The organism is Paraburkholderia sp. (assembly GCF_049581445.1).
In the GTDB taxonomy this organism is placed as follows: domain Bacteria; phylum Pseudomonadota; class Gammaproteobacteria; order Burkholderiales; family Burkholderiaceae; genus Paraburkholderia.
Genome location: NZ_JBAURZ010000225.1, coordinates 26519 through 41311 on the forward strand (window position 1 = coordinate 26519; position 14793 = coordinate 41311).

Genomic DNA, 14793 nt, shown 5'->3' on the forward strand with positions numbered 1-14793 from the left:
CGATCATGACGCAAGTACACACAATCGTTTTTCAGCAAAAGACCGCACGAATGAGGCGTTTAACTGAAACTGCCGCGGGCACGCCCATGGGGCAGTTGTTGCGGCGGTTCTGGCATCCGATCGCGGTATCGCGAGACGTCGAAGTCGGAAAGGCCAAAGCCGTCCGATTGCTCGGCGAGGACCTGACGCTCTATCGTGGGGAGAGCGGCGACGCGTATCTTGTCGCAGGGCGGTGCGCGCACCGGTTGACCATGCTGCACACAGGATGGGTCGAGGGCGAGGAAATCCGATGCATGTACCACGGATGGAAATATGACAGCGACGGAAAGTGTGTCGGGCGTCCCGCCGAAAAGAGCTGTCGCGAGCCAAACATCCGGATCGCCGCTTATCCGGTGCGCGAGTATAGCGGTCTGATCTTCACATACATCGGAGACGGCGAGCCACCGGAATTCGATTTGCCTCGCAAGGACGTTTTCGAGCACGACGGAATGCTGCTGTTTCAGCGGAAAGAAATCTGGCCGTGCAACTGGCTGCAGCACGTCGAGAACTCCCTCGACGCGGTTCACGTGAGCTTCGCGCATCAAATGGGCAAGGTCGGTGCGTTCGGCGAGGCGATTACGCAAGCGGTGCCTGAGGTCAGCTATAGGGAGACCGAGGCCGGCATATGTCAAACGGCGGTTCGCGTGGGTTCCCAGGTGCGCGTCAGCGACTGGACGTTCCCTTACGGCAACCATGTACTGATCCCGTCTGCCGATCGCGAAGACCCGTGGATCGAAACATCTCATTGGATGGTGCCGATTGACGACGAGAGAACCATGCGCATCGCATTGTTTGCGGTTCCTTCGACAACTGCGGAAGTCGATGAGAGATTGATCAGCTATTTCCGCGAGTGCGAGGATTTCAATTCGTCCGATCTTCATCGCGAGCTATTTGCAGGACAGTATCCCACTGACCCACTGATTCGCCTCACAAGCGCGCAGGATTACGTCGCCCTGGTCGGTCAAGGCGTCATCGCGGATCGAGTGAACGAATGCCTGGGATCCTCCGACGCTGGCATCGCAATGCTAAGGCGCATCCTCGAACGCGAACTCGATGCTATGGCGTCCGAAGGTGTTTGCAAGAAGTGGCGCAGGCTTGAACAAGCTTCCATCCTGTTCAAGGATGGGGAACTGATTCGGGGCTAGTCGGAGAGAGCGCTCAACGACGATCAAGCAATGAGTGCCGGTGGGCGTTCGAACCAACATATGGCCTCGGCGTTTGCACTCGTTCGCCTACCGAAGGCCCCGTGCTCGCTGGATGGTCGACACTTCGAATGCCATTCGTGCATCCATCCGGCAAGCATCTATCCAATTGGTCTCCAAGGCCACCATTTCTGGACTACACATGAACGACGTGCTGACTCGCGCCGAAACGACACTCGAAGAGAAATACACTGCCACGGAAGGATGGGTGTACATGACCGGTATGCAGGCGCTGGTGCGATTGCCTATCCAGCAGCGTCTTCGCGACATGGCCGCGGGCCGGAATACCGGCGGTTATGTCTCCGGCTATCGCGGGTCGCCGCTGGGGCGCTATGACATGGAGATGTGGTCGGCGGAAAAGCTGTTGAAGCAATACAACATTCAGTTTCGTCCGGGGCTGAACGAAGACCTTGCGGCAACCGCGATTTGGGGTGCGCAGTACGTAGGCACGTTTCCCGGCGCCAAGGTCGACGGTGTCTTTGGCTTTTGGTATGGCAAAGGTCCCGGCGTCGATCGTTCCGGAGACGTGCTTCGCCATGCGAATCTTGCGGGTACGTCGCGCGATGGCGGCGTCGTGTGTCTGGCAGGTGACGATCATGGCGCCAGATCGTCGACGGTCGCGAATTTCTCCGACCAGATTTTCGTCGCCGTGGGGATACCGATTCTCTTTCCGTCCAATACTCAGGAGCTTCTGGATTACGGATTGCACGGCATAGCGATGTCGCGATTCAGTGGCTGCTGGGTCGGGATGAAAGTCGTCACGGATGTCGTGGAAGGTGGCGGGTCGGTCTATGTCGCAGAAGACTCGCCGCGCATCAGTGTGCCGGAAACACCCAGCGACCCGGTCGACGCGTTCGGAAAAGGTTACAACGTTCGCCGCACCGATGGTGCTTTAGCGCAGGAAGACCGCTTGTACCATCACAAGTTGCCCGCGGTGTTGGCCTACGCACGTGCCAACAATCTGAATCGAATCGTCCTCGACCCAGCGGTGGCCCGCATCGGTATCGTATCCGCGGGGAAGGCGTGGCAAGACGTGATGCAGGCGCTGAGCATACTAGGACTGACCGAAGAACGCGCGTCGAAACTGGGTATTCGCATGCTCAAGATCGGTCTGGTCTGGCCGCTCGATCCGGCAATCGTACGGGAATTTGCGAGAGGGCTTGAGAAGATCGTCGTAATCGAGGAAAAGCGGCCGATCCTCGAGGACCAGCTCCGCTCGGCGCTCTATGGTGTGTCGGACGTGCCGCAAGTCATCGGCAAACATGTTGGCGCAAGCGTGTTCGACCCAGCACACGGTGCAACCGTTTTTCCTAACGCCGGTGAACTGGCGCCTCTGCGCGTTGCCGGTGTGCTCGCCGAAATTCTGGGTCTGGATGTTCCGGCATGCCAAACCAGTGCCGCACAAATGTCGAACGCGAAGTCTGGGCCGGTACGCGCGCCTGGTTTTTGTTCCGGTTGTCCGCACAACCGGTCCACCAGGCTTCCGGACGGAAGCAGAGCGTTGGCCGGCATCGGTTGCCATACGATTGCCATGTGGAACGATCCCGACCGTACCACCACCGTCTCGCATATGGGAGGCGAGGGCGTCATGTGGCTTGGCCAGCAGGCCTTTACCGAGGAACGCCATGTGTTCGCCAACATCGGTGACGGAACGTTTGCACACTCCGGCTTCCTCGCGGTGAGACAGGCAATTGCCGCTAACGTGCCGATCACCTACAAGATTCTCTACAACGGCTTCGTGTCGATGACGGGTGGACAGCCGGTCGAGACCGGTCAATCGCCGTCGCAGATACTTCATGGGTTGGCTGCGGAGGGCGTAAAAAGGATGGCGGTGGTGACCGATGAGCCGGCCAATTACGAAGGTGTGTCATTGCCGCCCGGTACGCCCGTTTACCATCGTGGTGAAATGGATGCGGTGCAGCGAGAATTCAGTAGCTATCCTGGCGTTTCGGTGCTCCTTTACGACCAGGCGTGCGCAACTGAGCGACGCCGTCTTCGCAAACGCGGAAAGCTGGAGGATCCGGACAAGCGCGTCTTTATCAACCCGGCCGTCTGCGAAGGATGTGGCGATTGCGGACAGGCATCGAATTGCATGTCGATCGAACCGCTTGAAACCGAACTCGGGCGGAAGCGCCGGATCAATCAAAGCAGCTGCAACAAGGACTACTCGTGTATCGAAGGCTTTTGCCCAAGCTTCGTTACTGTGCATGGCGGGAAATTGCGCAAACGCGATCCACGTGCCGATAGCGGGCGCGCGCCGCAGTGGAATCGACCGCTTCCAGAGCCCGATATTTCTCGGTTGACGCGGCCGTGCAGCGTCCTCGTTGTCGGGATTGGTGGAACCGGCGTGGTGACGATCGGACAAACGCTTGCCATGGCTGCACACTTGCAAGGCTATTACAGCTCAAATCTGGACATCACGGGCGTGAGCCAAAAGTATGGTGCAGTGAATTCGCACGTGCGCATCGCGCCGCATCCCGACATGTTGCACGCCACGCGCATTGCAGCTGGCGAAGCCGACACGCTGATCGGCTGCGATCTGGTCGTTGCGGCCGGCGACGACGCGATGTCGACATTGACGGCAGGTTCCAGTCGAGGCGTTGTCTGCACGGATCTGATTCCGACGGCAGATTTCGCTCGTAATCCCGACTGGCACATCGACGCTTCGGCGCTGGTGGATCGAGTGCAAAATCGACTTGGCGACGGCGTCATGCTAGTTGAAGGGCAACGGCTTGCCAAGGCGCTAATGGGGGACGCGATCGCGGCAAACATGTTTCTCCTGGGAGCGGCTTGGCAGCGTGGACTGGTGCCGGTGTCGTTGACGGCACTGACTCGAGCAATCGAACTCAATGGTGTGGCGGTCGCGATGAATAAGGACGCATTCACGTGGGGCCGCCGGGCAGGGGAGGACTTGCAGGCCGTCGAGCAGTACGTGGCAGCGCTAAACGGTGGTTCCGAGCATGTCATCAAAATCGTTCCTCGAGTAGAAAAGAAGCTTGACGACATCGTCCGTTTTCGAAGCCAAAACCTCCTGGAGCACAGCGGCTCCCAAACGGCTCAGCGCTACATGCAGTTGGTGGGGCGGGTACGAGCCGCTGAGGAGCGCACGCAGATGGGAGATACGTTGAGCCGGGCCGTGGCGCGCAGCTATCACAAACTGCTGGCGGTCAAAGACGAATGGGAAGTTGCGCGCCTCTATAGTCATCCGGACTTTCGAGCGGCACTAGATAGCGAATTCGAAGGCGAATACACGCTGAGCTATCATCTCGGAGTGTGGCCCTTCGCGAAAAAGGATTCTGCCGGGCACATTGTGAAGGGTGAGGTCGGCTCGTGGACCATGACCGCGTTCAAGTGGATGGCGAAGCTTCGATTTTTGAGGGGCGGTGTGCTCGATCCGTTCAGGAATGGCGCGGAGAGGCGCATGGAGCGTCGTTTGATAGAGCAATACGAACACGACATCGAGGGCTTGCTGCAGCATTTGAATGCGACAACTTACGCTGTCGCCGCACGTATCGCGGCACTGCCGGAAACGATCCGCGGATTCGGGCATGTCAAGGAGGCTAGCGCGGCCAAGGCGGACCGGTCACGCCTGGAACTGCTTCAACAGTTGATAGCAGTGCAAAACGATTCGATTAGCGAGTCGGTTGCGTGACGGACCCGAATCGACATGCGATGGAATCCATACGGCGCGAATAGCAACAGCGATCCGATAGACGGTGGTCGGAAACGGCGCCTGATTACGCGCCATGGCCAGTTTTGAACGATCGGATTCGCTGTTCGCGCTCAAAGATTACCTTGCGGTTTGCACGTTCGATTCGAGAGGAATTCTTTTTTGCTTTGGAAGTTGCCGCAATAGAGACCGGCAGGCAATCTCTGGCGAGTTTTCAGTGAGGGAAAAGGGCGCTCGATTTTGGCCCTGAGCTCATCATCCGTCCGGAGAACGCGGGCTGCAGGTTGGGCGCCGCAATATCCACAAACGCACTTGAACAGCCCACAGCAAACCCGTACGCGCAGGTCTGGGTATTGAACTGACCAGGATCACCCAATGAGGCATCAACTAAACCCAGAGAATGGCCGGCTGGTCCAGGTGGGAAGGCAGCAAACCGCCACCTGCTAGTTCAGCTTGACCGTAGGTCGCACCCGTTCGCGCAGCCATTGGCTCGCCCAATACATCGCCGTGCGCCTGATACCCGTGAGCCCCATGATATGTCGACGGTACAGATGCTTGTAGCACGACGCGGCGAGCCATCCGTCGATGATCAATGGACGGCGCAACAGTTCACTCATCAGTGCACCCGCTGCCCCCGCACGTCCGAATGATATGAGCGTACCCTGGTCCCGATACGCAAAGAGCGGAATGGGTCGCTGCTTCAGGCGGCTGGTGATGGCGTCGTTAAGATACACCGCCTGTTGCCAGGCAGCTTGAGCCCGTGGTGGAACGAGGGTGTCATCTTCCCGTGCGGGGCACGCGGCACAATCGCCCATTGCGAAGATTCCGGATGACGGGTCGACCTGCAACATGCGATCGACGGCCACCTGTCCAAGGCGGTTCAACCTCAGATCCCCCAGCGTTTTCAACACCGGAGGTCCTTCGACGCCGGCAGCCCATATCGTGAGGTCACTGCTCAACGCGCGATCATCGCCGACGACAACCGCGTCGGTGCGAACCGAACGGACCCGCGTTTCGGTCAGCACCTCGACGCCAAGGCTCGTCAGGACATCGTGAGCGCGCGACGAAATCTGCTGCGGTAACGCGGGTAGCACGCGATTCGCGCCTTCCAGCAAACGGATGCGAATGTCGGTCAGCGGATCGAGCGAAGGCAGGTGGTAGTCGCGCAGCATCTCGGCCAGGCTGCGCAGCGAAGCCGCCAGTTCAACTCCGGTCGCACCGGCGCCAATCACGGTCACACACACTGGCGCGTTGCCGGATTGCGGAGACGCCTGCTGTGCATGTCCGGCACGCAGAAGGCTGGACAGAAGCCGTCTGCGGAAGGACTCGGCCTGTTCTACCGTCTCGAGTGTCAGTGCGTAGTCCTCAGCACCCGGGACGGAAAAAAAGTTCGTGACACTGCCGAGCGCCAGCACCAGCGTATCGTAGGAAATCGACCGACGGTGAAGCAGGGTATTGCCATCCGTATCATTTGTTTCGTCGACGATGATCTCGCGTCGCGCGCGATCGATGCTCTGCAATCCACCACGCTCGAAGCGATAGTGATTCCATTTGGCATGCGCTGCGTATTCGATCTGATGACTCGATGCGTCGATCTGGCCCGCTGCAACTTCATGCAACAGCGGTTTCCAGAAGTGAGCTGAATTCCGGTCGACCAAAACCACGTCGGCGAGGCAGTCCTTGCCGACGCCATTGCCGAGTCGCGTGGCAAGTTCGAGTCCGGCCGCGCCGCCTCCCACAATAACAATGCGATGAGGCGTTTCAACGGTGTGTCGATTGCGATGGTTGGCCATGCTGTTTCTCCCTGGAACGCCTGCTGGTGCTCTCGATATCTACGCGGCTGTGTGATGTAGCGCTTCACTGAGCGGAACGCAATGGACAATGCCGAACGTCCGCGCTTCCTCCAGTTCGCTCTCGCTGCTGCCAAGCGCCATGACGCGGTGGGGCAATGTCTCGAGTGTGTGAAGCGCAACAGCAAATCGGTCTGTACGCGATTGCGACGAAAGAATCGCCGAAAACCAGGTGATGCCGTCCTGACCGAGCGCGGTGTTAATGGCGCTGTTCAGATTCTCCGCCTTCAGATCGCTCATCAGGAGCAACGGATAGCCTTCGTCCTGAATGCGCTGAAGCAGGCGTTTAAGCGCGTCGCCCTGCTTGCTTCTGTCTTCGGCGTTTTGCGTGTCTTCAAACGCTGACCACACATGGTCCATGTTTGCAACGATTGCGTCGATTGCCATTGCGAGTCTCCTTGTGGCGCGAATGCAGGTTGTACCTGTGCATCGAGGGATGCAGCAAACTTGTTCTTGACGACCTGCTGGATAGAAATATAAGGTCCTCGTATTATTTCGACCATTGAGTAATTGCGGTCAACCCATAAGGTTTTGCTAATGTTAAAAACCACCACCTTTCGTCAGTTGAAAACGCTGCAGACCGTTGCGCGAGTGGGAAGCGTCTCGGGCGCGGCGGTGGAATTGCATCTGACGCAGCCGGCGGTATCGTTGCAGATTTCGCAGTTGGGGGAGGCTGCCGGTACGCCGCTGCTGCGCAGGGCTGGCCGCGAAGTGAAACTGACCGCCGCTGGCGAGGTGATGGTGCGGTATGCGAACGAAATCCTCAGCCTGTGGAATGAGGCGGGCGAGGAGGTCGCGGCGCTCCGTGGGGAACTGGGCGGAACGTTGCGGATCGGCGCCATTACCACTGCGGAATATCTCGTGCCGCCGCTTCTCGTGCAGTTCACGAAGGCGAGGCCGGCCGTGAAACTGCAATTCCGCATCGGCAATCGGGACGATATCGTTCGTATGCTGGCAACCAATGAAATCGATCTGGCGATCATGGGGCGTCAACCGCGCGAATTGCGCACACATGCCACGGCATTCGCGAGGCATCCGATGGCATTCGTTGCCGCGCCGTCGCATCCGCTGGCGAGTGCAAAACAGGTGCAGCTAGTCGACCTTTGCTCGGCCAATCTGCTCGTCAGGGAGCGAGGTGCAGGCACCCGCGTCGCAGTCGAGGCTCTTTTCAAGGAACAGGGACTGAAGCTGCACGCCGCATCAGAGCTTTCCAGCAACGAGGCGATCAAGCAACTTGTCGAAGCAGGGCTCGGCGTCGCTTTTTTGTCGTTGCATGCCTGCGCACTGGAATTTCAGGCCGGTCTTCTTGCGCTGTTGCCTGTGCCAGACACACCGATAGAGCGTGCGTGGCATGTGGTCCACGTGTCAGACAGGCGCTTGCCGCATGTGGCGACAGCATTTTGCGACTTCCTGATCGAATCAGCATCCACGTCGATGGATGCTGGCCCTTTCGTGTCTGTCGTGCAGCGGCGCGGCAGGAAAGCGGAAAAGGTATGAAGGCCTGACAGCACATTCGTGAACACGCTAGTCAGTGGTGCGAACTTGAATAGCACCGGCTATCGATAGCCGGTGCTGTGCCGTGCCTCGCTTTGTCGATATTGCAAAGACATAGGCACGGCCGCGTGCCATGTTCAGGTGGCAGCGCTGCGCCCGACCGGCCTGCGAACTGCACCTGGCGCGACAGCGCGTGCGGGAGTGTCGGCTGGATCTGGCAGCGTGAGGGCTATCTGCATGTCGCGCGCGCGCTTGCGTTCGCGGGCCATCATGATCTGGTTGGCCGCGATCACGCCGATTGTCACCGCGCAGATGAAGAGCGTCGCCAGGGCGTTCATCTCAGGATTGAGACCGAGGCGTACACGCGAAAACACGACGAGGGGCAGCGTGGTTGAGCCGGGGCCCGAAAGGAACGCGGAAAGCACGAGGTCGTCTATGGATAGCGTGAACGAGAGCAGCCAGCCCGAAACGAGCGCTTGCGAGATGAGCGGCAGCGTGATCACGAAGAAGACCTTGAGAGGCGTGGCGCCGAGATCGAGCGCGGCTTCTTCGAGCGATTTGTTCATCTCCTTCACACGCGACTGCACAATGATCGCTACGTACGAGACGCACAGCATCACATGGCCGATCCACATCGTCAGCACGCCGCGGCCCTTCGGCCAGCCGAGAAACTGCTCTAGAGCAACGAACAGCAGCAGGAGCGAGATGCCCTGGATGACTTCGGGAATCACGAGCGGTGCGTTAAGCATGCCGGTGTACAGCGTGAACCCCCTGAATCGGCCCATGCGCGCAAGCACATAGCCGGCCCACGTGCCAATTGCCACTGACGCGAATGCCGTCATCAGGCCGATCTTCAGCGACAGCCATGCGGCCGTGAGCAGCTCGTCGTCCTGCAGGAGCGCGGCGTACCACTTCAGCGAGAAGCCCGACCAGACGGTGACGAGCTTGGACTCGTTGAACGAATACACAACGAGACTGATGATCGGGAGGTAGAGAAACAGAAATCCGAAAGTCAGCACGCTAGTGGAAAGCGTCTTGTTTGGCTTGATCATTTGCTTGCCTCCAGATCCTTGACCTGGTAGTACTGGAACACGGCCATCGGCACGAGCAGCAGCAAAACCATTGCGACGGTGACGGCGGAAGCCATCGGCCAGTCCATGTTGTTGAAAAACTCATCCCACATCACGCGGCCGATCATCAGCGTGTCGGCGCCGCCCAGCAGTTCAGGAATCACATATTCGCCGACGGCCGGAATGAACACCAGCAAGCTGCCGGCGATAATGCCGTTTTTCGATAGCGGCAACGTAATGCGCGTGAATGCCGTCCACGGTTTGCAACCGAGGTCGTATGCGGCTTCGAGCAACGTGAGGTCCATCTTGACGAGGTGCGCATACAGCGGCATCACCATGAACGGCAAATACGAATAGACCATGCCGATATAGACGCCCGCGTCGCTGTGATAAAGGCGCAGCGGCGAATGGATCAGGCCGATCGACATCAGCGTGTGATTCAGCAAGCCGTCGTCCTTGAGGATGCCGATCCACGCGTACACGCGGATCAGGAACGAGGTCCAGAACGGCAACATCACGCCCATCATGAGCATGTTGCGTCGGGACGGTTCCGAGCGGGCGATGTAATACGCAATCGGATACCCGATCAGCAGGCAGAAGAAGGTCGACACAGCGGCCATCTTCAACGAGCTGATATACGTGGCAATGTACAGATCGTCCTGCAGCAGGAACGCGTAATGGCCGAGTTGCAGCGCGAAGTGGACGACGCCGTCCTTCATTTCGACGAGGCTCGTGTAAGGCGGGATGCCCATCTTCAGATCGGCGAAGCTGATCTTGAGCACGAGCACGAACGGCAGCGCGAAGAATATCGTGAGCCACAAGAACGGAACGCCGATGACGGTGGAGCGTCCCGAGGGCACGAAGCGGGAGAGCGCGCGAGCCAACGTGGCGCGTGGCGCGCCGCCGGCGGCGGTCGGCGCGTGAGCGGAGGGCAGGGAAGTGCTCATGTACTTGTCCTCTTTATTGCGGGATGACCACACCGCTGGCGGATGACCAGGAGATGTAGACGTCGTCGTTCCACGCCGGCGCATTCTCGCCGAGCAGTTCGTGGCTCGAGAGATGCGACACGACAACCTTGCCACCGGGAAGGCGCACGTGAAAGAGCGAGTAACTGCCCATGTAGGCGACATCGGAGACCATGCCGCGCGCCCAGTTGTGTGGCACCGTGGGCTTTTCGCGCGAGACGTGGATCCGCTCAGGGCGCACCGAGATACCTACCGGCATGCCGAGCGGCCCGGTAACGCCGTGGCTCACGTAGATGGGCGATTCGAGGTCGTCACTTTCAACGAAGATGTGATCGGGTTCGTCCGCCACCACGGTACCCTCGAACAGATTGGTCGAACCGATGAACTCCGCCGAGAAGCGACTGTTCGGATACTCGTAGACCTCGCTGGGCGTGCCGATCTGCACGATGCGTCCTTCGCTCATGACGGCCAGCCGGCTCGCCATGGTCATCGCTTCTTCCTGGTCGTGAGTGACCATCACACAGGTGACATCGACCTTGTCGATGATGTTGCAGAGTTCAAGTTGCGTCTTCTGGCGGATCTTCTTGTCGAGCGCAGACATGGGCTCGTCGAGCAGCAGAAGCTTGGGGCGCTTGACGAGCGAACGGGCGAGCGCTACCCGCTGCTGCTGACCACCCGAAAGCTGATGTGGTTTGCGCTGGGCGTACTTGCTCATCTGCACGAGATGGAGTGCATCGGCAACGCGTTCCTTGATCTCGTTCTTCGGCACGCCCTCCTGCTTGAGGCCAAACGCGACGTTGCTCTCGACCGTCATGTGCGGAAAGAGCGCGTACGACTGGAACATCATGTTCACAGGCCGACGGTACGGCGGTAGCGAAGCGAGGTCTTCGCCATCGACGAAGATCCGGCCTGAAGTGGCAGTCTCCAGACCGGCGAGCATGCGCAGAAGGGTGGATTTGCCGCAACCTGAACTACCGAGCAGGGCAAACAGTTCGTTCTTTGCGATCGTCAGACTGACGTTGTCGACCGCAGTGCTGTCGCCGAATTTCTTGACGACGTTTTCGATGCGGACGAAGTCGTCCCCAGATTGCGTGGCCGGCGAGCGCGCGGCTTCTTTTGCGTGAGCGGGATGCGTCGATTTCATGATGTCCTTCGGGGAGCGTTTTTTAGAAAATCAGCGTCCGGTCTTGAGCTGCGACCACAGGCGGTTCTCGAGACGCAGGATGTCGATGGGCAGCGATTTCAGCAGCGTCATTCGTTTGAGGACATCTTCGGACGGATAGACGCTCACGTCCTGGGCCACCGCGGGGGTCACGTACTGATGTGCTGCCTCGTTAGCCGTCGGGTAGAACACTTCATTCGTGATCTGCGCGTTGACCTTCGGATCCTCGATGTAATTGATCCACTTCATCGCAGCTTCCGGATGCGGTGCGTCCTTCGGCACGGCCATCATGTCGAACCACAGCACGCCGCCTTCCTTCACGTTCGAGAATTTGATGGTGTACGGCTGTTTGGCTTCCTGGGCACGGCGGCGCGCGATACCGACGTCGCCCGAGTACGCCACGGCCACGCATATGTCGTTGTTCGCGAGGTCGTTGATATAGCCCGACGAGTTGAACTGCGTGATGTACGGGCGGACCTTCTTCAGCACTTCGAACGCGGCCTGATAGTCGCCGGCGTTCGTGCTGTTCGGATCTTTGTGGAGGTATTGCAGCGTGGCCGCAAATACGTCGGCGGGTTGATCGAGGAACGAGACGCCGCAGCCCTTCAGTTTCGACAGGTATTGCGGATCGAATACGAGAGCCCAGCTATCAACCGGCGCGTTATCGCCGAGGGCCTTCTTGACTGCCTGCTCGTTATAGGCGATGCCGTCGATACCGTAGGCCCAGGGCACGCCGTACTGGTTGCCCGGATCGGAGTCCGCGATCATCTTCATGAGCGTCGGGTCGAGGTTCTTCAGATTCGGTATCTGTGACTTGTCGAGCTTCTGATACACGCCCGCCTGAATCTGCTTGGCCATGTAGTTCGACGACGGCACGACGATGTCGTAGCCCGAGCTGCCCGCGAGCAGTTTCGCTTGCAGCGTATCGTCGCTGTCGTAGTTGTCGTATTTGACGCGCGTGCCGGTTTCCTTCTGGAAATTCGGGACCGTGTCCTTTGCAATGTAGTCGGACCAGTTGTAGACGTTCAGCACGTCGTCGGCGGCCTGGACCGGCTGGCTCGACGTGGCGGCGACGCCTGCGAACAGGACTGCGACGGCCGCTGCGGCCGCACTTCGAAGATGACAGGTACGCATGTTGGTTTTCCCTAAAAGTAGTGGCCGGGTGCAGCATCGCGGATTGCGTCCGTTAGATGCTGTCACCCGTTGGGTAAATGGCGTTACGAGAGACCGACCGGTGCCAGAAGGCCGCCGGTCACCGGCGTAGAAACCGTGTTGAGCCCGCCAGGCAGCGGGATTAAAAGATTGCTGGATCTCGCGTGTCGCGACTTGTCGGGAATACGCTCGAAGCTGACTGTCTTGACTTGCGCAAAGCTACTGTTATTCATTGTCTCCGTCTCCTGCTGAACTTCGTGCCTGCATGTCCCTGCGGCACTGCATTGAATTTCTGGTCTGCGAGCGCCGTGATGCGGCGTTCTGTTAACCTCGACTGCTCTTCCGGTACCGGATAGCTGCGCCATACCCAGTTGCTGCTCTTCAGATTCGCGGTCGTGACCAGAGCAGGCTCGTGGAATAGCGGATGTCCACGGCCGCAATAGATCACCTGTCTTTCAGTGAAAAGCTGTTTGTAGACGAGCCCGGGTACGCGGTGCCAGAAATAGCCGACGGCGAGATCCAGCTTGTTGTTGACGAGTCCTTCCTCAAGTTCTTGGGGCGATTTCACTTTCATCGAAATGTTGACCGCCTGATCGCGCCGCTGGAATGCGCTGATTGCTTCGGCTACGCGCGTGTTCTCGACGTGTGATGCATGTCCGATCAAGCCAATTGACTTACATCGGAAAGCCCATCGCCTTGAGGCCGCTAATCCACGCGCGTTTCCAGCCGCCTTCCGCGTCGGCACCGTCGAACGCATGGAATGTGATCTTTGCGCCGAGCCACCGGAATGGCTCGGGGACGATATAAGTGGGACTCTGGTTGGCAATATCGAGCCGGCGCTCGGGACTGTTTCGATCGAACAGGATATTCAGTCCCATGAAGGCACCGAACCGGCTCGCTGCGACGCCAAAGCCCGTGTACCCGGCCACGAACACCGCCTTGTTGCCGAAGTAGCGCTTCGCGAACACCGAGCCGCGCGAACAGTAATCGATCGGGCCGCCCCACGCGTGCGAGAACCTCACGTCAGACAGCTGCGGGAAGGTCGTGTAGAACGCTTGCGCGAGGCGGTGGTACGTTTCGCGATTACGGTCCTGCTGCGGATCTGGATTGCCATCGAAGTGATAGCTCACGAGGCCGCCAAAGATGATGTTGTTGTTACGGGTCAGGCGGAAATAATTGAGCTGCGTACGCGTGTCATAGACGCCCTGGCGATTGTTCCAGCCAATGCGCGCAAGCTGCTCGTCCGTGAGCGGTTCGGTGGCCAGCACATGGTCGCGGACCTGCATCACGCGGCGGTTGATATCAGGCACGCCCACCTTCGCCGTGCCGCTGCCCAATAGCACGCGTGGCGCGCGCACTGAGCCCTTGGGCGTGCTCACGTAGACGGTCTTCCCTTCGTCCTTGATGGTCTCGAGCGGCGTGTGTTCATACAGGCGTACACCGAGCGAAAGTGCCGCACGTTTGAGGCCCCAGGCAAGCTTCGCGGGATGGACGATGCCACTGCGATTGCGCGACCACAATGCGCCAGCGAAGAGCGGCGAATTGAGCTGCTCGCGTGTCTCCTCGCGGTTGAGCAACTGCACGTTGTGCCCGTGGCTCTTGTGCAGTTCATAGTCGGCGCGCAGATGGTCCAGATGACCCGGATCCACGGCAACTGTCATTTCGCCATTCCATTCGATTTCCGCGTCGATGTCGTAGCGCCGCAGCGTCTCTTCGAAACCATCGAGGTTGATCTGGCCGAACAGTTCGAGCTGGTCGATATCGTTCGGGAACACGCGTACCGCGTTCGGCAGGCCGTGCATCACCGAGGTCGAGATGATGCCGCCCGCACGTCCCGAGGCGCCGTGAGCGACCAGGTGTGCTTCGATCACCACGACGTCCAGTTCCGGCATCTGCTCTTTGGCCTGCAACGCAGCCCACAATCCCGTGAACCCGCCGCCAATAACGAGCAGGTCCGCGTTTGTTGCACCGACCAGTTCCGGTTCGGCGGAGGGTGCCGCGGGATTGTCGAGCCAATAGGGAAAGAGTTGGGTATTCGCCAGCGCTTCGTTGACACCCAGCGCGACCGGTGCATGCCGAGCGCCTGCGGACTCCTTCGCTGCCGTTCCCCTCTCGAGGATTTCACTCATGATGCGTCCGTCTGAAATTTGCCCGCCGCTGCGCGAATGAGCCATGGCGGCCATGCTTCT

The 14793-nt window shown here is 59.3% G+C and carries 11 protein-coding genes and 1 pseudogene; 3 read left to right on the forward strand and 9 right to left on the reverse strand.

Annotated elements, in window-relative coordinates; all coding sequences use genetic code 11:
• Positions 1 to 5 precede the first annotated feature (5 nt).
• Together WCA85_RS19375 and WCA85_RS19380 are read left to right on the forward strand one after the other, a co-directional pair.
• A complete protein-coding gene (locus WCA85_RS19375; protein WP_424066493.1) occupies positions 6 to 1184 on the forward strand; it encodes a Rieske 2Fe-2S domain-containing protein in 1179 nt (392 codons plus the stop codon).
• Positions 1185 to 1383: 199 nt separating this feature from the next.
• The gene (locus WCA85_RS19380) at positions 1384 to 4893 is read left to right on the forward strand and encodes an indolepyruvate ferredoxin oxidoreductase family protein (RefSeq protein WP_424066494.1); all 3510 of its coding nucleotides are present in this window, start codon (positions 1384 to 1386) and stop codon (positions 4891 to 4893) included.
• A 461-nt stretch (positions 4894 to 5354) separates the two neighbouring features.
• On the opposite strand, the gene WCA85_RS19385 is transcribed toward WCA85_RS19380, so the two are convergent.
• Together WCA85_RS19385 and WCA85_RS19390 are read right to left on the reverse strand one after the other, a co-directional pair.
• Positions 5355 to 6704: an NAD(P)/FAD-dependent oxidoreductase gene (locus WCA85_RS19385; protein WP_424066495.1), complete on the reverse strand. Its 1350-nt coding sequence runs from the start codon at positions 6702 to 6704 to the stop codon at positions 5355 to 5357.
• A gap of 39 nt (positions 6705 to 6743) precedes the next feature.
• Complete coding sequence (locus WCA85_RS19390) at positions 6744 to 7148, reverse strand: hypothetical protein (protein ID WP_424066496.1); 405 nt, start codon at positions 7146 to 7148, stop codon at positions 6744 to 6746.
• A 150-nt stretch (positions 7149 to 7298) separates the two neighbouring features.
• On the opposite strand from WCA85_RS19390, the gene WCA85_RS19395 reads away from it, so the two are divergent.
• The gene (locus WCA85_RS19395; protein ID WP_424066497.1) at positions 7299 to 8258 is read left to right on the forward strand and encodes a LysR family transcriptional regulator; all 960 of its coding nucleotides are present in this window, start codon (positions 7299 to 7301) and stop codon (positions 8256 to 8258) included.
• Between the two features lie 134 nt (positions 8259 to 8392).
• Here the strand turns inward: WCA85_RS19395 and WCA85_RS19400 are convergent, their stop codons facing one another.
• From WCA85_RS19400 to WCA85_RS19430, 7 genes and pseudogenes are all read right to left on the reverse strand, one after another.
• Positions 8393 to 9307: an ABC transporter permease subunit gene (locus WCA85_RS19400; RefSeq protein WP_424066498.1), complete on the reverse strand. Its 915-nt coding sequence runs from the start codon at positions 9305 to 9307 to the stop codon at positions 8393 to 8395.
• On the reverse strand, positions 9304 to 10272 hold the full coding sequence (locus WCA85_RS19405; protein ID WP_424066499.1) for an ABC transporter permease subunit: 969 nt from the start codon (positions 10270 to 10272) through the stop codon (positions 9304 to 9306). The genes WCA85_RS19400 and WCA85_RS19405 overlap by 4 nt, the downstream gene beginning before the upstream one ends.
• Before the next feature lie 13 nt (positions 10273 to 10285).
• A complete protein-coding gene (locus tag WCA85_RS19410) occupies positions 10286 to 11434 on the reverse strand; it encodes an ABC transporter ATP-binding protein (protein WP_424066500.1) in 1149 nt (382 codons plus the stop codon).
• Positions 11435 to 11464: 30 nt separating this feature from the next.
• Positions 11465 to 12586, reverse strand: coding sequence for a polyamine ABC transporter substrate-binding protein (locus WCA85_RS19415; RefSeq protein ID WP_424066501.1), 1122 nt, complete (start codon positions 12584 to 12586; stop codon positions 11465 to 11467).
• An 83-nt stretch (positions 12587 to 12669) separates the two neighbouring features.
• Positions 12670 to 12837 carry a hypothetical protein gene (locus tag WCA85_RS19420; protein ID WP_424066502.1) on the reverse strand — a complete coding sequence of 56 codons (168 nt, stop codon included), beginning with the start codon at positions 12835 to 12837 and terminating at the stop codon, positions 12670 to 12672.
• A gap of 62 nt (positions 12838 to 12899) precedes the next feature.
• Positions 12900 to 13277: pseudogene (locus WCA85_RS19425) on the reverse strand (substrate-binding domain-containing protein); the annotation flags it as partial.
• 1 nt (position 13278) lies between these two features.
• A complete protein-coding gene (locus WCA85_RS19430; protein WP_424066503.1) occupies positions 13279 to 14733 on the reverse strand; it encodes an NAD(P)/FAD-dependent oxidoreductase in 1455 nt (484 codons plus the stop codon).
• Between the last annotated feature and the right edge of the window lie 60 nt (positions 14734 to 14793).

Bases quoted from the DNA above. Each gene is read 5' to 3' on its own strand.
- WCA85_RS19415 (WP_424066501.1), bottom strand. From the start codon at position 12,586: ATGCGTACCTGTCATCTTCGAAGTGCGGCCGCAGCGGCCGTCGCAGTC.
- WCA85_RS19405 (WP_424066499.1), bottom strand. From the start codon at position 10,272: ATGAGCACTTCCCTGCCCTCCGCTCACGCGCCGACCGCCGCCGGCGGC.
- WCA85_RS19390 (WP_424066496.1), bottom strand. From the start codon at position 7,148: ATGGCAATCGACGCAATCGTTGCAAACATGGACCATGTGTGGTCAGCG.
- WCA85_RS19400 (WP_424066498.1), bottom strand. From the start codon at position 9,307: ATGATCAAGCCAAACAAGACGCTTTCCACTAGCGTGCTGACTTTCGGA.
- WCA85_RS19395 (WP_424066497.1), top strand. From the start codon at position 7,299: ATGTTAAAAACCACCACCTTTCGTCAGTTGAAAACGCTGCAGACCGTT.
- WCA85_RS19380 (WP_424066494.1), top strand. From the start codon at position 1,384: ATGAACGACGTGCTGACTCGCGCCGAAACGACACTCGAAGAGAAATAC.
- WCA85_RS19375 (WP_424066493.1), top strand. From the start codon at position 6: ATGACGCAAGTACACACAATCGTTTTTCAGCAAAAGACCGCACGAATG.
- WCA85_RS19420 (WP_424066502.1), bottom strand. From the start codon at position 12,837: ATGAATAACAGTAGCTTTGCGCAAGTCAAGACAGTCAGCTTCGAGCGT.
- WCA85_RS19430 (WP_424066503.1), bottom strand. From the start codon at position 14,733: ATGAGTGAAATCCTCGAGAGGGGAACGGCAGCGAAGGAGTCCGCAGGC.
- WCA85_RS19385 (WP_424066495.1), bottom strand. From the start codon at position 6,704: ATGGCCAACCATCGCAATCGACACACCGTTGAAACGCCTCATCGCATT.
- WCA85_RS19410 (WP_424066500.1), bottom strand. From the start codon at position 11,434: ATGAAATCGACGCATCCCGCTCACGCAAAAGAAGCCGCGCGCTCGCCG.